Annotated in this window: 17 protein-coding genes; 14 read left to right on the forward strand and 3 right to left on the reverse strand. The window is 54.5% G+C overall.

The annotated features are described in order from the left end of the window. Nucleotides 1-48 precede the first annotated feature (48 nt). The 7 genes from phnD to OM794_RS01690 all read left to right on the forward strand — a co-directional run bounded on the left by phnD (nucleotide 49) and on the right by OM794_RS01690 (nucleotide 6,874). Nucleotides 49-1,014, forward strand: coding sequence for a phosphate/phosphite/phosphonate ABC transporter substrate-binding protein (gene phnD / locus OM794_RS01660; protein ID WP_226250302.1), 966 nt, complete (start codon nucleotides 49-51; stop codon nucleotides 1,012-1,014). Nucleotides 1,015-1,097: 83 nt separating this feature from the next. Next, nucleotides 1,098-1,943, forward strand: a complete 846-nt coding sequence (gene phnC / locus OM794_RS01665) for a phosphonate ABC transporter ATP-binding protein (RefSeq protein WP_226250303.1) — start codon at nucleotides 1,098-1,100, stop codon at nucleotides 1,941-1,943. Beyond that, nucleotides 1,940-2,758, forward strand: coding sequence for a phosphonate ABC transporter, permease protein PhnE (phnE, locus tag OM794_RS01670; protein ID WP_226250304.1), 819 nt, complete (start codon nucleotides 1,940-1,942; stop codon nucleotides 2,756-2,758). The genes phnC and phnE (OM794_RS01670) overlap by 4 nt, the downstream gene beginning before the upstream one ends. A 61-nt stretch (nucleotides 2,759-2,819) precedes the next feature. Continuing rightward, nucleotides 2,820-3,635 (forward strand): phosphonate ABC transporter, permease protein PhnE, encoded by an 816-nt coding sequence (phnE, locus tag OM794_RS01675; protein WP_226250305.1) that lies wholly within the window; start codon nucleotides 2,820-2,822, stop codon nucleotides 3,633-3,635. Nucleotides 3,636-3,675: 40 nt separating this feature from the next. Then, complete coding sequence (locus OM794_RS01680; protein WP_226250306.1) at nucleotides 3,676-4,305, forward strand: histidine phosphatase family protein; 630 nt, start codon at nucleotides 3,676-3,678, stop codon at nucleotides 4,303-4,305. A 65-nt stretch (nucleotides 4,306-4,370) separates the two neighbouring features. Further along, nucleotides 4,371-4,883 carry a C40 family peptidase gene (locus OM794_RS01685; protein WP_226250307.1) on the forward strand — a complete coding sequence of 171 codons (513 nt, stop codon included), beginning with the start codon at nucleotides 4,371-4,373 and terminating at the stop codon, nucleotides 4,881-4,883. A 269-nt stretch (nucleotides 4,884-5,152) separates the two neighbouring features. Further along, nucleotides 5,153-6,874 carry a putative bifunctional diguanylate cyclase/phosphodiesterase gene (locus OM794_RS01690; protein ID WP_226250365.1) on the forward strand — a complete coding sequence of 574 codons (1,722 nt, stop codon included), beginning with the start codon at nucleotides 5,153-5,155 and terminating at the stop codon, nucleotides 6,872-6,874. Here OM794_RS01690 and OM794_RS01695 read toward each other — a convergent pair. After that, a complete protein-coding gene (locus tag OM794_RS01695) occupies nucleotides 6,871-7,524 on the reverse strand; it encodes a putative metalloprotease CJM1_0395 family protein (RefSeq protein ID WP_226250308.1) in 654 nt (217 codons plus the stop codon). The two genes, OM794_RS01690 and OM794_RS01695, sit on opposite strands and share 4 nt — an antisense overlap. Before the next feature lie 61 nt (nucleotides 7,525-7,585). On the opposite strand from OM794_RS01695, the gene OM794_RS01700 reads away from it, so the two are divergent. From OM794_RS01700 to OM794_RS01720, 5 genes are all read left to right on the forward strand, one after another. Continuing rightward, entirely contained in the window at nucleotides 7,586-7,894 is a 309-nt protein-coding gene (locus tag OM794_RS01700; protein WP_319001095.1) for a DUF2835 family protein, read from the forward strand. A 109-nt stretch (nucleotides 7,895-8,003) separates the two neighbouring features. After that, the gene (locus OM794_RS01705; RefSeq protein ID WP_226250309.1) at nucleotides 8,004-8,309 is read left to right on the forward strand and encodes a hypothetical protein; all 306 of its coding nucleotides are present in this window, start codon (nucleotides 8,004-8,006) and stop codon (nucleotides 8,307-8,309) included. Between the two features lie 127 nt (nucleotides 8,310-8,436). Further along, nucleotides 8,437-9,012 carry an antibiotic biosynthesis monooxygenase gene (locus OM794_RS01710; protein WP_226250310.1) on the forward strand — a complete coding sequence of 192 codons (576 nt, stop codon included), beginning with the start codon at nucleotides 8,437-8,439 and terminating at the stop codon, nucleotides 9,010-9,012. A 172-nt stretch (nucleotides 9,013-9,184) separates the two neighbouring features. After that, on the forward strand, nucleotides 9,185-9,856 hold the full coding sequence (locus OM794_RS01715; RefSeq protein WP_226250311.1) for a glutathione S-transferase: 672 nt from the start codon (nucleotides 9,185-9,187) through the stop codon (nucleotides 9,854-9,856). Between the two features lie 9 nt (nucleotides 9,857-9,865). After that, nucleotides 9,866-11,704 (forward strand): putative bifunctional diguanylate cyclase/phosphodiesterase, encoded by a 1,839-nt coding sequence (locus tag OM794_RS01720; RefSeq protein ID WP_226250312.1) that lies wholly within the window; start codon nucleotides 9,866-9,868, stop codon nucleotides 11,702-11,704. Between the two features lie 87 nt (nucleotides 11,705-11,791). Here the strand turns inward: OM794_RS01720 and nhaD are convergent, their stop codons facing one another. Beyond that, nucleotides 11,792-13,270 (reverse strand): sodium:proton antiporter NhaD, encoded by a 1,479-nt coding sequence (gene nhaD, locus OM794_RS01725; protein WP_226250313.1) that lies wholly within the window; start codon nucleotides 13,268-13,270, stop codon nucleotides 11,792-11,794. A 482-nt stretch (nucleotides 13,271-13,752) separates the two neighbouring features. Between nhaD and OM794_RS01730 the strand changes: the two genes are divergently transcribed. After that, the gene (locus OM794_RS01730) at nucleotides 13,753-14,730 is read left to right on the forward strand and encodes a TAXI family TRAP transporter solute-binding subunit (protein WP_226250314.1); all 978 of its coding nucleotides are present in this window, start codon (nucleotides 13,753-13,755) and stop codon (nucleotides 14,728-14,730) included. A 42-nt stretch (nucleotides 14,731-14,772) separates the two neighbouring features. Here the strand turns inward: OM794_RS01730 and OM794_RS01735 are convergent, their stop codons facing one another. Continuing rightward, the gene (locus tag OM794_RS01735) at nucleotides 14,773-15,729 is read right to left on the reverse strand and encodes a calcium/sodium antiporter (RefSeq protein ID WP_226250315.1); all 957 of its coding nucleotides are present in this window, start codon (nucleotides 15,727-15,729) and stop codon (nucleotides 14,773-14,775) included. Nucleotides 15,730-16,096: 367 nt separating this feature from the next. Between OM794_RS01735 and OM794_RS01740 the strand changes: the two genes are divergently transcribed. Next, nucleotides 16,097-16,303 carry a cold-shock protein gene (locus OM794_RS01740; protein WP_007111857.1) on the forward strand — a complete coding sequence of 69 codons (207 nt, stop codon included), beginning with the start codon at nucleotides 16,097-16,099 and terminating at the stop codon, nucleotides 16,301-16,303. The last annotated feature ends 71 nt before the right edge of the window (nucleotides 16,304-16,374 follow it).

A 16,374-nucleotide genomic window follows, 5' to 3' on the forward strand; every position in this document is an offset into this window, starting at 1 on the left:
AGGATGTTGTCATCTTTTAACAACTCTACAGAACGTTACAGGTGACCCATGCAAACATTATCCCTCTCCCGCACGTTACTCAGTGCCGCCGTTGCCAGTGCCTTCGCCTTGGCCGCTGTAAACGCCTCTGCGGATCTTTCATCACGCTATGTGGATAGTGATGGCGACATGATCGCCGATGTTCCCAGCGACGAGTCACAGTGGGTTGACCCGGATACCCTGGTGTTTGCCTATACCCCGGTTGAAGATCCCGCGGTTTACGCGGATGTCTGGTCTGACTTTCTGGATCACCTGAGCGAAGCCACCGGCAAAAAAGTCCAATTCTTCCCGGTACAATCCAACGCTGCCCAGCAGGAAGCACTGCGCGCTGGACGCCTGCACGTCGCTGGCTTTAATACCGGCGGCGTACCGGTGGCGGTTAACTGCGGTGGCTTCCGTCCCTTCGCCATGATGGCCGCTGAAGATGGCAGCTTTGGTTACGAGATGGAGATCATCACCTACCCAGGAAGCGGCATTGAATCTGTTGAAGACGTGGCGGGGCGTCAGCTAGCGTTTACCTCCGAGACCTCTAACTCAGGCTTCCGCGCCCCCTCTGCACTGCTGCGCTCTGAGTACGGCATGGAAGCGGGTGAAGATTTTGAAACCGCGTTCTCTGGTTCTCACGACAACTCCATTCTCGGCGTGGTCAACGAAGACTACGACGCGGCAGCCATTGCTAACTCCGTTGGCAAGCGGATGATTTCCCGCGGAGTGGTTGACGAAGGTGATTACGAGATTATTTATACTTCCGATACCTTCCCCACCACTGCCTACGGTCTGGCTAATAACCTGAACCCGGAACTTGCCGAGAAAATTCAGGACGCTTTCTTTAGCTACGACTGGGAAGGCACGCCCCTTGAGGCGGAGTTCGCCAACTCTGGCGAAGCGCAGTTTATTCCGATTACTTACCAGGAAAACTGGGCCGTTATTCGCACTATCGCCGACGCCAACGGTGTGACCTACGACTGCGATTAATCAGTCGGCAATCTGCAATCTGCAATTATTCGGCCAGGAGGGCTCACCTTCTGGCCGTTTAGCTATACATATGAGGTGGAACGATGTTGACACTTAGTGGCGTAGGCAAGCGCTACCCTACCGGGGATAGGGCGCTGAAGGATATTGAACTCACGCTGCCCAAAGGCCAAGTGATGGCGCTGATCGGGCCTTCTGGCGCGGGTAAAAGCACGCTGATTCGCTGCGTTAACCGGTTGGTCGAGCCTACTCAGGGCAGCATCCGTCTGGAAGACATCGAGCTGACCAAACTTTCGGGCCATAAACTGCGCCATGCTCGCCGCTCCATGGGCATGATTTTTCAAGAGTATGCGTTAGTAGACCGCCTTACCGTGATGGAAAATGTGCTCTCCGGTCAGCTTGGGTATGTAGGCTTTTGGCGCAGTTTTCTGCGCCGCTACCCCCAGGAGGCCGTGGTCGAAGCCTTCCGTCTGTTAGAGCGGGTAGGCTTGACCCATGCCATCGACAAGCGCGCCGATGCCCTCTCCGGTGGCCAGCGCCAGCGGGTCGGTATCGCCAGGGCGTTACTGCAAAGCCCCAAGCTGCTGCTGGTGGATGAACCTACCGCCAGCCTCGACCCGAAAACTTCGCGCCAAATCATGCGCTTGATTCGCGAGCTATGCGCAGAGCGTGAACTGGCAGCGATTATCAATATTCACGACGTGGCTCTGGCCCAGCAGTTTGCCGACCGTATTGTCGGCCTGCGCGCTGGAGAAATCGTATTTGATGGCCTGCCCAGCGAACTCGACAGCGAGATGCTCACCACGATCTATGGCGAAGAGGAGTGGGACACCACGCCGGAGCCTATGGACGATGAAGCGGCAGATGATGCACCGGTTGATCCTCCGTATGCACGGGTGATGTCGTCAATCGAAGCGGGGGCAGTACGATGAACGAGGAGGCACGTCAGCAGGCGGCCCAGCACGGTGAGTGGCGGCGACTCCCGCTGATCGAAAGTCCCCGCCTGCGCTGGGGGCTGGTCATCGGCGCGGTGGTGTATCTGTTTTTGGCGCTAGCCTCGGTAGAGGTGAACTGGGCGCGGGTGGCGGAAGGTGCGGGCAGGGCGGTTAATTTTTTAGGCGCCTTTATGCAGCCTGACTTTGTCAGCCGCTACGACGATATCGTCGCGGGCTTGCTGGAAAGCTTGACCATGACGCTCACCTCCACGGTACTGGGTGTACTGCTGGCAATACCCGTGGGCTTAGGGGCGGCGCGCAATATCTCACCGCTACCGGTTTATTTCGTGTGTCGCGGCATTATCGCCGTTTCGCGCACCTTCCAGGAGATCATCATCGCCATTCTGTTTGTGGTGATGTTCGGCTTTGGACCGTTTGCGGGCATGATCACCCTGGCCTTCGCGACGATTGGCTTTATGGCCAAGCTGCTGGCGGAAGATATCGAAGACTTGGATTGGCGTCAGGTGGAAGCGGTGCGTGCCACGGGCGCCAGCTGGTGGCAGACCATGAATCACGCCGTGCAGCCCCAGGTGATGCCGCGCTTGATCGGGCTCTCCATGTACCGCCTGGATATCAACTTCCGTGAGTCCTCTGTAATCGGCATTGTCGGCGCGGGCGGCATTGGCGCCACGTTGAATACTTCGCTGAGCCGCTATGAGTACGACACTTCCGCGGCGATTCTGCTGATCATCATCGCTATCGTGCTGCTATGTGAATATAGCTCTAGTCATGTTCGCCGCTGGACTCAGTAAACGCTGATTCAGTCACTGCTAGATCAGCCTTTTCTGGCCCCTTAATTTGTCGAGAGTTTACATGCCTGTTTCCACTACACCCCAGGGTCAGCCGGTTTGGCGGCGGCGCACCACCCACGCTCAATGGCTACAGTATCTGGCTTGGCTGGCAGGTGTCAGCCTGTTTCTGCTCTGCTGGAAGATGATTTCCGACAACACCATGTGGGTGTTTGTGGAAGATGCCGGCCGCCAGGGCGCCGATCTGATCAGCCGCATGACCCCTCCCAAGTGGGGCTACGCCAATGTGCTCTGGAAGCCCATGTGGGACACCATCAATATCGCCACTTTGGGCACCGCGCTAGGGATTATGATGGCGTTTCCGGTGGCATTTTTAGCCGCCCGTAACACCACGCCGCATCCGCTGGTGCGCAGCGCCGCCCTGGTCATCATTGTCTCATCGCGCTCCATTAACTCGTTGATTTGGGCAATGCTGCTGGTGACCATTCTCGGCCCTGGCGTGCTGGCAGGGATTATCGCTATCGCCCTACGCTCTATCGGCTTTGTGGGCAAGCTGCTTTACGAAGCGATTGAAGAGATCCACCCCACCCCCGTCGAGGCAATTAGCGCGACCGGCGCGAGCCGCATGCAGGTGATGAACTATGGCGTGCTGCCCCAGGTGATGCCTGCGTTTGCGGGGATTAGCGTTTACCGCTGGGACATTAATATTCGCGAGTCGACGGTATTGGGCTTGGTGGGCGCAGGCGGGATTGGCCTGCAGTTGAATGCCTCGATCAACAGCCTCGCCTGGAATCAGGTTAGCGTCATTTTTATTATGATTTTCGCTACTGTGTTGATCTCCGAGTGGATCTCCGCACGGGTTCGTCACGCAATTATTTAACTGAATTATTTAACTGAGTTTAGCCACCCAGGAGGCGAGTATGCGTTTTCCCGACGCGGAGATCACGACGATTGATTTACTGCGCCACGGTGAACCGGTAGGCGGGCGTATGCTGCGCGGCTCCACCGACCACCCGTTGAGTGAAACCGGCTGGCAGCAGGTCACCAATGCCGTGATGCGGCAGACGGTCGACGGGCATTTGCCCTACGATGCGATCGTGACCTCGCCGTTAACTCGCTGTCGTGAATTTGCCCTATGGCTGGGCGAAGAGTTTGGGCTGCCTGTTCAACTGGAGGAGGCTTTTGCCGAGCTGCACTTGGGGCGGTGGGAAGGCAAAACCCACGCCCAGGTGTTTGCCGAAGAGGGCACCGAGCGAATGAGTGCCTTTTGGTTCGATCCTGCCGCGGTGTCTCCCCCCGGTGGCGAAACCCTTCAAGCCTTCGACGCGCGATTAGCCGAGGCCTGGCAGCAGCTGTTAAGTAATCCGCCGGGCAAGCATGTGCTGGTGGTGGCGCACTTATTTGTCTGCAATGGGCTGCTGCGTCAGGTGATCGAGCAGCCGCTTGCGCGGGTATTAACAATGGATTTACCCTACGCGGCAATGAGCCGGGTGCGCCATGAGCGCCATGCGCTGGGGGCAACCAGCTTTGTGGAGTGGATCGGCCGTTAATCATTGGCGGCTAGGCAGGCTTTGCGCCATCATGAAGGCAAGCGGGTTTATCGGAGCGGTTGTCCATGATATCGGTTCGTCTGTGGCTTCTACCTTGCGGGTTGGCTCTATCGGGAAGGGGGCTGCTTACCAGCCTGTTGATACTGATGCTGGCGGGTTGTGCCAGTCGCGAACTGACCCCCATTGAGGCGCCGCCTAACCGCGCAGGGCTCTCAATGGAGCGTGCGTTGATTCTCTCCCATGCACAGCAGGCTATTGGCACACCGTATCGCTTGGGGGGAAATACCCCCGATGGCCTGGACTGCTCTGGCTTAGTGGAAATGACCTACCGGGCGGCGGGTATTCGTGTACCGCGTACCGCCGATGAGCAGTTTCGCGCTTTGCCACGCGCTAACGCCCCACGCCCTGGAGATCTGCTTTTCTTTGGCGACCGTCGCAAAGCGACCCACGTCGGAATTTATCGTGGCAATGGCCAAATGATTCATGCACCTGGTAAGGGCCGTGCAGTAGTCAGCGTGCCGTTAGAGATCGATTACTGGCAGGCGCGCTTTTTGGGCGCCGCCAGCCCTGCCCCTTAACTTATTTCCTCGTCAGCCGATAAGGTACTTTGCAGCGCAAAGTACCTTCGCCGTCATAGGGTGTTATTATGGCTAGCAGCACCACTGCCTTCATAATAGCGACTCTATTTACCTAATAACGGCTCTATTTAACAACGAATTTATTTGGCGAAGGCTCTATAAAATGATGAGGAGAGCAAAGACGTATGTATAAATCCTCGAAGGTATCGAAGGAACAGTCTTTGTCTCAACACTACTCCCAGCCAACATCTTCACTGCCAAGCTCGAACATGATGCCGACAGCATCCGTCAGCCAAACAGTGTCGCCCGCTGAATCGGTATTTTGCTATGCCAATGAGGCGATCATTATCACCGATGCGGAAAATAGGGTGGTGGAGGTCAACCCCGCTTTTTGTGAATTAACGGGGTTTACCCAGGGGGATGTAAAGGGCAAAACACCGGAAGCCTTCAGTATTTTACCGCTGGATGATAGCCGCACCACGCGTTTGATGCGTGAAGAATTTCAGTTGCGTGACCGCAGTAAAAGCCAAGTGAGTTACCGTAGCCACGATGGGCAGTTTTATCCTGGGATGATGTCGATTAATCGCGTGCGCAATGAGCACGGAGAGGTCGATCATCATGTGATTGTGCTGGCGGATCTTTCGGCCATTCCCGCTCATGCCCGACACCTTAATCGGGAAGTCTATTTCGATGCCCTAACCGGGCTGCCCAACCTGCAACTGTTGACGCAATTGATCCACGAGTCGATGCAGCATGCAGATGCCAAACAGCTACCTTTGGCGGTGTGCTCGCTGGATATCGATTTCTTCAAGAATATCAATGACCGTCTTGGCGCCACTGTGGGTGATGCGCTGCTCTCATCTTTTTCCCAGCGTATAAGTCATCTGCTGTTTGGCGATGATGTGCTGGCGCGGGTGGGGGGTGACGAGTTTGTGCTGTTACTCCATCATGTCGTAGACGACGATTTTTTTGAGAAGCTGCTAGCCTCTATCCGCCAGCCGCTGATGATAGAGGGGCAGAGCATCCATCTGACGGCAAGCTTGGGAGTGACGCTCTACCCCAATGACCACGTTCAGGGCGATGTGCTCTTACGGCATGCCAATCAGGCGATGTACCGTGCCAAGCAGCGTGGCCGCGATACCTTTCATTTGTTTGATCCCAACCATGACCGCTTGCTGCAGGTGCGCCATGAGCAGCGGCAGCGTTTTATTGATGCCCTCAATAACCATGAACTGCGCCTCTATTATCAGCCTCAGGTCGATATGCGCAGCGGTCAAGTGGTCGGCCTAGAGGCGCTGATTCGTTGGCAGCACCCGGAAGAGGGGTTGCTTGCGCCGGGGCAGTTTTTACCCACCATCGATACCACGCCGTTGGAAGTGGAGCTTGGCGAGTGGGTCATTGAGCAGGCGCTGCGCCAGTTGACCATATGGCAGGCTCAAGGCATCGCGCTACCCATCAATGTGAATATAAGCCCTACGCATCTGTTGGTGAGCAATTTTAGTCAGCGGCTGGGCGAGCTCTTGGCACGTCATCCCAATGTATCGCCAGCGATGCTCAAACTCGAAGTGCTGGAGAGTGCGGCGATGCATGATATTCAGGCCGCACTGCAAAATATGTCGCGCTGTCAGGCACTGGGAGTGAGCTTTGCTATTGATGACTTTGGCACCGGGTTTTCGTCGTTAACCCACCTGCGGCAGCTGCCGGTCAGTCTGATCAAAATAGATCAGAGTTTTGTCCGCGATATGCTCAGTGATCAAGACGATATGGCGATTGTGGAGAGCGTCATTTACATGGCGAATCGCTTTAAGCGGCCCATGCTGGCGGAGGGTGTAGAAACCTTAGAGCATGCCAAAGCCTTGATGGCGCTAGGCTGTGAATTAGCCCAAGGCTACGGGATTGCTCGGCCAATGCCCGCCGAGTCGCTGCCTACCTGGTTGGCGAATTGGCCCAGCCGTGAAGAGTGGAACTCTCTCGCAGAGGCGAACCCTTAGGCGGCTAGCTCGCCAGCGGCTGATTCATCCGCGGAGGGTGTGGTGGAAGGTGTAGCAGTGGAGGATGTCGCTGCGGCGCCGTCGCTGCGGGCTTGGTTCATTTCACTGCGCTGCATGGAGGCTTCCAGCTTGGCCTCGAGCAGGTACTGACGCGCTTGGGCAGCCACTTGGTAATCGGTAGGGGACGGGTCGGCAGGCGCCATGGCCGCGGCGATCACAGTCTGCATTTTTTCAATAGTGGCTTGGGGGTCGTTGGGCACCGGGCCATAATCGATCGGCACTTCGCCTGCTACCGCGTAGCGTTTGCCATCAGGGCCGACTTCATATTCGTAGCTGGCACCGCCCGCATAGGCGCCGCCCACTGTTTGGTGGGCCATCTCATGCTGGCGTACTTCGCGGTCTGTCTGTTTAAGCTGTTCGAGTAGCTGAATCTCTTCCGGCGCCATGGGCGTGCCGTCCGCCCGTTTGGGGCCAGCCTCGGCGCTGCTGCTCTCTTCGCTAGTGCTAGTCGTTTTAGGATCATCGGTAGACGCCGTATCTTCTTCAAGTGCACGGCCTTTGGCGGTTTGCTCAACGCGCGGGGACATTGTATTCGCTGAAGGATATGTCCAGGCAGCGTGGGAAACGGTGCTAATGGAAGAAACGGCCATAGGTCATTACCGACTAAGTACGAGTTGGGATACCATGAAGTATTAGCGAGCGATACCGACAGTGCAAGTTTTTGCAGTGTTATACCGCTACTTTTCCGGCACGATGACACTCTTATGCCAGCCCTATCTTATTGCCAACCCTATGCAAACCATTGATGTAGTCATTAATCTTAATTATGAGGAGTGCTTGGCTCATTATGAGGGGCGCATCGCCCGCGTACGTGCCCGCAGTGTGGATGGCCGCTGGGTAATATTTCCCGCCGAGGCGATTAGGCGCATAGTCGGTCGTGACGGTGTGCACGGTATTTATCGATTAAGTTTTTCTGAGCAGGGCCGATTGATTAGCATTGACCCCTTAACCGGACGTTGAGCTGCCTATGCACCGCCATGGAACACCGATCACTTTAAATGACCTCATTTATTCCATTATTCCCAATTTAAACAGTGCTGAAAAGTTAGTTTTCGCTACGCTAGAGAGCTTGATTGAAACTGCTTCAAACCCTCTGGACATCCTTAAGCGCACCGATCAACGTCAGGCGTTTAGTCTGGAAGTTCATCGTATACGCATCAACCTGGAACACCTGCTCGACCGTTACCGAACCGAGCTAGAAGTCGTACTACGCAGCGAAGGTGAGTATACCGGCCCGGTAGTAGACCCCGACCCCCAAGAAGCAGATGCCATTCGCAGTGCTGTGGATATTTATATTCATGTATGCGCTTTTCAACGCGGCGAGCGTCCCAGCCCCGTGCCTCGGCGAGAATCTACGCCGCCTAAACTGCCATAGCGTAGCATTCACACCTGGCATCAACATTGCTTGTATAATGTGGCCATTCTGACTTTCAGGGTTACCCCCTTGAAAGCAAACAGCCTGCCTACCCGGCGCTGGCTGTGGACACATTTGGAGATATACCATGTCTGCCTCACCTGTCACATTGATGGTGGCTCGTCGCGTTGAGCACGGCCGCTACGCTGATTTTAATCGTTGGCTTACTGAAGGGCGCGAACTGGCCGCCGATTTTGCGGGCTACCTAGGCTCCGGCGTCTTGGCGCCTCCGGCTGACGACGATGAATACCAGATCATATTCCGCTTTAGCAGCAGCGAAACCTTAGCCGCTTGGGAGCACTCCGCCTCACGCCATGCTTGGTTGGCGCGCGGCAAAGGCTTATACGAAGCACCTCACGAGCACCGGGCCACCGGGTTGGATGCGTGGTTTCAAACCGGTAGCAGCGCACCGCCGCGCTGGAAGCAGGCCGTGGCGGTATGGCTGGCGTTCTTTCCTATCTCGCTGATTTTTCAATTTGTATTCGGCGGCGTTTTGGCCGATTGGACACTGGTGCCGCGGGTAGTAGTGAGCACTCTAATGCTCACGCCTGTGATGGTGTTTGTGTTTATTCCACTCTCTATGCGTTTACTAGCGCCCTGGCTGCAGGGGAAGTGGTCACCGCTGGATCTGCTGGCGCGGTGGCGTCACGCACACCGATCATAACGTAACTGATTAATAAACTTGCTTTTGTTCACGCCTTCATAGCGATCAATGCTGCGTTGATACTATTGATCCTATGATGATGGGCTTTATGGTACTAAGCTAAATGTGCCTATAGAAAAGGATAAGTGACGCCAGTGCAATGCTGGCGTACAACTCAGCCCATGGAGTGTTTATGATTCACGTTCACCATCTGGAAAAGTCTCGTTCGCACCGTACCCTATGGCTACTTGAAACCCTTGAGCTGGACTATGAATTGGTGGTTTACCAACGCGATGGCAAAACACAGCAAGCGCCAGACTCGCTGAAAAAAATCCATCCACTGGGTAAATCGCCGGTGATTACCGATGGTGATTTCACCGTGGCTGAGTCGGGAGCGATCATTGATTACCTTCTGCAGCGCTACGGGCAGGGCCGCTGCCAACCTTCGTCGGATGATATGCCTGAGTGGGTGGATTACCGCTACTGGTTGCACTATGCCGAAGGGTCACTCATGCCGCTGCTGGTGATGCAGCTGGTGTTTAGCCAAATTCCCAAACAGTCACCCTGGCTGATTAAGCCACTGGCCAAGGGAATCAGCGATACGGTAAGTAAGCGCTTCCTCACGCCGCAGCTTAAACAGCACCTGAGTTTTATTAACCAACACTTGTTGGCGCAAGGTAATTTTGCCGGGCCGTGGCCTAGCGGCGCCGATATGCAAATGAGCTTTCCGCTCCAGGCAGTGGCCGCCGTACAGTCACTGGAACAGCATCCTGCCATAGCCGCTTTTGTGTCACGCATTGAGCAAGACGCCGCTTGGCAACGGGTGGTAGAGCGGGCAGGCCCGCTTACCATGCCTGGTCAGTGAACAGTCGCTATGTACTATTTCGCCTCATCTGCCGCTCTTCCGGTGGAGCTGCTACGCAGCATTGACGACTACCTTGGGCGTTGGGGTATCGCCTTGCTGCTTGTTTTTCTCCTTTTGGCGCTGCTGGGCAATCTATTGCTCAAGCGGCGTATGCAGCATAACCGGGCGCTCCTGCAAACCAATAAAGAGATGCTGGCGACTATCCTGGATAGTGTCGATGCGTTTATTTATATCAAGTCTCCCACCTTAGAGTACCAATACGTTAATCGCCGCATCAGCGAGCTATTTGGCCTGCCCGCAGACAAAATCATCGGCAAGCGCGATGAAGCCTTTTTTGACGCCGGAAGCGCCGCCGAGATCAAGCAGATTGATCGCAACGTATTGGCGTCAGGTAAAAAAGTGACGGTAGAGGAGAGCAATGTCTTGCAAGGCGAAAGCCGGGTAAGAACTTTCTTATCAATTAAAATGCCGCTTTCCATGTCGCCCGGTGCAGCCCCTTGCCTGTGCGGTATATCGACCGAACTGACTGACTACCTGGAAATGCAGTCGCGCACTCACTACCTGGCCTTCTATGACTCGCTAACCGGGCTGCCCAATCGGCGGCTGCTGATGGATTCCTTAACGGCTGCTATTGCCCATGAAGAGTGGGCGGCATCCTATAGCGCGGTAATGGTCATTGATCTGGATAACTTTCGCTTAGTGAATGACATCCAGGGCCATGATAGTGGCGATCAGCTATTGATTAGCGTTGCCGAACAGTTACGCCAGCGGCTTGACGCAGAGGAAACGCTGGCTCGCTTTAGCAGCGATGAGTTTGTGGTGCTGATCAATAATCTGGGCGAGCAACAGGCGAACGCTGCGCTAAAAGCCGAGCGTGTGGCGCGCCAACTATTAGAGACGATTGCGCAATTAAGAAACAGCCATTCGTTGCCGATCAGTGCCAGTATTGGTATTTCACTGTTTACGGGAGGAGGTGAGCACAGTATGGATAGCGTGCTGCAGCAGGCTGATATGGCGTTGCAGCAGGCGAAAAGAGCGGGCGGTAATGGGCTGTGCTTTTTTAATACCGATATGCAAACCAGCGTGCTGGAAAGAGCGAGCTTAGAAGCCGACCTGCACAAGGCGCTTGAACGCAACGAGCTGGCGCTGCATTACCAGGTGCAGGTTGACCATCAGGGCGTCACCATCGGCGTAGAAGCCTTACTGCGCTGGTTTCACCCTCAGCGCGGCTGGGTATCGCCCGCGACGTTTATTCCGCTTGCGGAGGAGAATCGGCTGATTGTGCCGATCGGTTATTGGGTAATGCGCTCCGCCTGCGAACAGCTGGCGAAGTGGTCGCGTCAAGCCGCCTATTCGCCGTTAAGTATCTCCGTCAATGTAAGTTCAGTGCAGTTTCAGCAGCCGGAGTTCGTGCGTGATGTTGAAGCGCTGTTGGCTGAAACTCAGGCGCCGCCGAACCGCCTGGTGCTCGAAGTCACCGAGAGCCTGTTGATGCAAGAGCCGGTGAGAGTCCGCAACACGATGTTGCAACTGCGGGCCAAGGGGATTCGTTTTGCATTGGATGACTTTGGCACGGGCTACTCATCGCTGAGTTATCTGAAGCGATTGCCGCTGGACGAGTTAAAAATTGATCAATCGTTTATTCACGAGCTGCTTACCGATAAGACAGACGCCGCGATTGTCGATACCACGATTCTGCTTGCGGTGAGCTTGGGCCTGACCGTGGTCGCCGAAGGGGTGGAGAAAAAAGAGCAGCTTGACTGGCTAAGAGGCCACGGCTGCTATCGCTATCAAGGCTACCTATTTGGCCGCCCGACCCCGATTGAGTATCTGTTCGAGACTTATTAAGGGGTTATAGCAAAACCCCTTTCCAGAATGCTGAAAAGGGGCGAGGGTGGTGCTTATTAATGTGTCTGGCTTAACTGGGCGACTGGCTTAGCTGAACAGTGCAAAGCTGTCGGCGTTAAGCCACATATGAACCAAAATACTGGCGATGTAGCCGAGCAGAATAACCGGCGACCAGCGCAAGTGACCCATAAACGTATAGGAGCCCCTTGCCTGACCCATTACCGCCACACCGGCCGCGGAGCCAATCGATAACAAACTGCCCCCGACACCCGCCGTTAAGGTAATCAGTAGCCACTGACCATGGGACATATCCGGCTCCATGGTCAGCACCGCAAACATCACCGGAATGTTATCCACCACGGCCGAAACGACACCCAATACGATGTTGGCGGCGGTGGCGTTCCAACCGGTATACAGCGCTTCGGACAGCAAGCCGAGATAGCCCATAAAGCCCAGTCCGCCAACGCACATTACCACCCCATAGAAGAACAGCAGTGTGTCCCACTCGGCTCGCGCCACCCGGTTAAACACATCGAACGGCACCACGCCACCCAATTGCTCAAGCTTCTTGTTGTCGCCACGGCGACTATAGCGTTCGCGCTTGCGCTCCAGGGATCGAGGCAGGCTGCGGCGCAGGTAGTAACCAAAGAACTGCAAGTAGCCCAGGCCGGTCATCATGCCAAGCACCGGGGGAAGGTGGAGCACAACGTGACATAACACGGCGGTGACAATCGTCAGTAAAAACAGCAACACAATGCGCCGGGCGCCACGCTTTAGCCACACATCTTCATAAACGCTGGAGGGTTTTTCATCCTTGATAAACACGCTCATGATGCAGGCGGGAATCAGGAAGTTGACCAGGGCGGGGAAGAACAGAATGAAGAACTCCTGGAACTCCACCATGCCCGCTTGCCATACCATTAGGGTGGTAATGTCGCCAAAAGGGCTAAACGCGCCCCCGGCGTTGGCCGCCACGACGATATTGATACAGGCTAAGTTGATATACCGCTGATCCCCTTCGGCCACTTTGGTTACTACCGCACACATCAACAGTGCGGTAGTGAGGTTGTCGGCAATCGGTGAGAGTAGAAAGGCGAGGCCGCCGGTTAGCCAAAACAGCGTGCGGTAGTTGAAGCCCTTGCGCAGCATCCAGGAGCGCAGCGCATCAAAGACTCGGCGCTCTTCCATGGCGTTGATATAGGTCATGGCCACAAGTAAGAACAGCATCAGCTCGGTGAACTCCAAAAGCGTAACGCGGAAAGCGTACTCGGACGCTTCCGACATGCCGTTTTGGACATACACCCAGCCGATGAGGCTCCAGATAATACCGGCTGCCACTAACACCGGTTTAGACTTGCGCATATGGATCTTTTCTTCCGCCATGACCAACGCATAGGCCAGGACGAAGATCGCTACAGCGAAAAAGCCCACGGTAGAGCTGGTAAGATCCAGCTCACCGGTTACTGCAAAAGCACTGGGACTTACGCCTAATAGTAAGGCCGCTAACAAAAAAAGCCAGCGACGATATAATCGAGGCTGGCAAGAGGGTTGGCACAACGTAGGCATGTGACGTTCTTCCTCATGGTCAAGTTGTCAGGAGTGGTGTAAAAACGGCCTTATTTTATCAGTCTATATTGCGCCGCAATACCTTATTAAAACGAACGAAAGGAGTTCTTCTTAAGGTAATAGCATCTTTTTTTAGGAAATTAATCTTTTAGGTAATGGTAAAATCTTTAGTATTCGTTTTATAAAAAAAGCTAACAGTGGGTTTGGTATTATACTATTGCCGCATAGCATTATTGAATAAGATCCATAATTTATATCTTTTTTCGCTAATATTTGTTTTTGAAAATATCTCCGTGGATCGGGGCAGACAATGAAGGAAGGGCCGCAAGTGCCCGCCTGAAGCCAGTCGTGCTATGTTGAGTTGCGCCACGCTCCCACTCAGACTGAAAAGCTTGTTCACCAAGCGTTTGCTCAAAAACAGCGGGTGACGATAAAACGAGGCCTGTCAGCGACGGCCATTGGATACGCTAAGGAATAACACGATGCGCAACCTCTTCTCCTCCCAGTGCCGCGCACTTGGTACATCGATAGCGACGCTGGCTCTTTTATGTGTCGCTTTCGATATCCAGGCTGAAACTCGTGTGACCTATAAGTCAGCCGCGGCGGGTACGGCCTACTACCTAATGGGCGTAGAGCTCTCTGATGCCATTCGCGAGGGGACTGGCGAAGCCATTATCCTCACCCTCGAAGAGAGCCAGGGTTCTATACAAAACGTGATGGAAGTATCGGCTCGCGAAGGCAATTACGTGTTTACCTCCCCGGCCGTTTTAATTGAGCAGGCGATGGCTGGTGAGGGGGCGTTTGCAGAACATCCGCACCCTCGTTTCCAGGAGATCCGAGGCCTGTTTCCGCTGCCCTCGATGACCATGCACTTTGTGCTTGCAGGCGATAAAGGCAGCATCGATTTTTCTGCGCTAGAAGATAAACATATATTGATTGGACGCGGCACCTTTAGTGCCCGTGAGGCCACTCGGTACCTGACGCTGTTTGGCCTGGAAGACCGCGTACGCATCGCGGATGCGGCGATTAATAGCGGGCCTGATGCGATTAAAAACGAACAGATTGATGGTTTTGTTACCGCAAGTGCCTATCCCTCTCCCAGTGTGCTTGAGGCGGCCAGCAGTCTGCCTATCTCGTTGGTCAGCCTGACCGACGAACAAATTGAGCAAACCGGGGCGTCACGCCAAACGATACCCGGCGGCACTTATCCTGGTATCAACAACGATGTCCATACGACGTCGCTTCCCGTGATTGCCTACACCACAACCGCGATGGACGAAGAGACGGCCTATACGCTTACCAAAACGTTTTGGGAGCATCATGAAACCCTGGCGGAGGACGCCCCATGGTGGAGCAGTATTAGCCCCGAAATGCTGGCAAACATGGCCGATACCCTTCATCCAGGGGCGCTGCGTTACTATCAGGAAGCGGGGAGCGAGATAGCTGACGCTGTGCGCTAACTTTTTTAGCTCCCCGACAACCGGCCCACAAAGCAACTTACTTCAAAAGATTGTAAAGCTTAACGCTATATAAGCGGCGTAGCCTGCGAGCAGCACGGCTCCCTCCCAGCGAGACAGGCGCATACCGGTATACAAAAACAGCACCAGTATGCCCGCAGCGCCCAGCATTACCCACTGGTCAAACAGGGCCACGCGTGGCGCAAGGGGCAACGGCTGTAAAAACGCGGAGATACCCAGAATACCTAACAGGTTGAAAATATTGCTGCCCAGAATATTTCCAACGGCAACATCTGCATGACGGCGCAGTGCAGCGATGACCGATACGGCCATCTCCGGCAGTGAGGTACCCACGGCGACGATGGTTAAGCCGATCACCGCTTCGGAAATACCCATAGCCTGGGCCAAGCCAATGGCGCCGTACAAGAGTAGCTGTGAGCCGCCAATCAGCATGCCTAAACCAACCACTAGCGCTACGGCGATCATCCAGCCTGTGGTGGGCAGCTTCGTCATCTCCTCCGCTTCTGAAGCGTGCATCTCCGCGGCTGGAATGTGGTGGCGGCTTTCACTGACATAGGCCCAAATAAGATAGCCGACGAGCCCTGTTATAAAAATTCCCGCATCTATACGCCCTAGCGCACCGCCGAAGGAGAGTCCAATAAACAGCAGGCTAGCCAGCACCATCACAAAGCCATCCCGGCGCAGCGCTAATGGTTGAACCACCATCGGGCAAATAACCGCGCACATGCCCAGAATCAATAAGATATTGCCGATATTACTACCCACAATGTTGCCAACCGCAATGTCAGGCTGCTGGTTCATCGCGGCATCAATCGAAACGACGAGTTCAGGGGCCGAAGTACCAAACCCCACCACCACAAGCCCTGTTAGCAGTGGCGAAACGCCGACTCTTCGCGCCCCAGCCACCGCGCCGCGAATGAGCGACTCCCCTCCGAGAGTCAATAGCGCAATACCTGCCAACAAACTAAGACCATATAGCATGTTAAAACCTCTTCTAAAGTGCTCGCCAGGCCGCGAATGACACGGTTTTGCCGGGAAAGCCAAGCGCGCTAGGCGGACGAATTAGTAGTGCCTAGCTCACTGGCAAGATTAAGGCTATTTTTGATAATTTGCGCGATTTTTGAATGCTGATGACAGCAGAACAACAAAATAAAAAACATAAAGGCTTTGACCTGCTGTTGACGACGTGACAGGATGTGCGCAGTTAGTAAGTTAGCAAGCAAGCATGGTTCCAGAAACATTCGAATTCTTTCGGTAGTCTGTAATTGTATTCCTTGTTCTACTCACTATTTATCTGGGTAATACCAGGATTTCTACAATTCGCGACTTGCGAAAAGGATTTAATATCATGGCAACTGGCACAGTTAAGTGGTTCAACGATTCTAAGGGCTTCGGTTTCATTGCTCCTTCTGACGGCAGCGATGACGTTTTTGCTCATTTTTCTGAAATTCAGTCTGATGGCTTCAAAACTCTGCCTGAAGGCGCTAACGTCTCTTTTGACGTTACCCAAGGTCAGAAAGGCCTTCAAGCTTCAAACATCAAGCTGCTTTCTTAATCCTAGCGATTATTTAAGTTCTCGAATCGTTTAGATTCGATGATCGGGCCCCGCTTTGGCGGGGCCCGATG

The organism is Halomonas sp. BDJS001, assembly GCF_026104355.1.
Classification (GTDB): domain Bacteria; phylum Pseudomonadota; class Gammaproteobacteria; order Pseudomonadales; family Halomonadaceae; genus Vreelandella.

What these genes read in the sequence shown, in the direction of transcription:
- OM794_RS01680 (WP_226250306.1), top strand. Translation starts at nt 3,676, where the DNA reads ATGCGTTTTCCCGACGCGGAGATCACGACGATTGATTTACTGCGCCAC.
- OM794_RS01695 (WP_226250308.1), bottom strand. Translation starts at nt 7,524, where the DNA reads ATGGCCGTTTCTTCCATTAGCACCGTTTCCCACGCTGCCTGGACATAT.
- OM794_RS01740 (WP_007111857.1), top strand. Translation starts at nt 16,097, where the DNA reads ATGGCAACTGGCACAGTTAAGTGGTTCAACGATTCTAAGGGCTTCGGT.
- phnE (WP_226250304.1), top strand. Translation starts at nt 1,940, where the DNA reads ATGAACGAGGAGGCACGTCAGCAGGCGGCCCAGCACGGTGAGTGGCGG.
- OM794_RS01730 (WP_226250314.1), top strand. Translation starts at nt 13,753, where the DNA reads ATGCGCAACCTCTTCTCCTCCCAGTGCCGCGCACTTGGTACATCGATA.
- OM794_RS01735 (WP_226250315.1), bottom strand. Translation starts at nt 15,729, where the DNA reads ATGCTATATGGTCTTAGTTTGTTGGCAGGTATTGCGCTATTGACTCTC.
- OM794_RS01720 (WP_226250312.1), top strand. Translation starts at nt 9,866, where the DNA reads ATGTACTATTTCGCCTCATCTGCCGCTCTTCCGGTGGAGCTGCTACGC.
- phnD (WP_226250302.1), top strand. Translation starts at nt 49, where the DNA reads ATGCAAACATTATCCCTCTCCCGCACGTTACTCAGTGCCGCCGTTGCC.
- OM794_RS01715 (WP_226250311.1), top strand. Translation starts at nt 9,185, where the DNA reads ATGATTCACGTTCACCATCTGGAAAAGTCTCGTTCGCACCGTACCCTA.
- phnE (WP_226250305.1), top strand. Translation starts at nt 2,820, where the DNA reads ATGCCTGTTTCCACTACACCCCAGGGTCAGCCGGTTTGGCGGCGGCGC.
- nhaD (WP_226250313.1), bottom strand. Translation starts at nt 13,270, where the DNA reads ATGCCTACGTTGTGCCAACCCTCTTGCCAGCCTCGATTATATCGTCGC.
- OM794_RS01710 (WP_226250310.1), top strand. Translation starts at nt 8,437, where the DNA reads ATGTCTGCCTCACCTGTCACATTGATGGTGGCTCGTCGCGTTGAGCAC.
- OM794_RS01690 (WP_226250365.1), top strand. Translation starts at nt 5,153, where the DNA reads ATGATGCCGACAGCATCCGTCAGCCAAACAGTGTCGCCCGCTGAATCG.
- phnC (WP_226250303.1), top strand. Translation starts at nt 1,098, where the DNA reads ATGTTGACACTTAGTGGCGTAGGCAAGCGCTACCCTACCGGGGATAGG.
- OM794_RS01685 (WP_226250307.1), top strand. Translation starts at nt 4,371, where the DNA reads ATGATATCGGTTCGTCTGTGGCTTCTACCTTGCGGGTTGGCTCTATCG.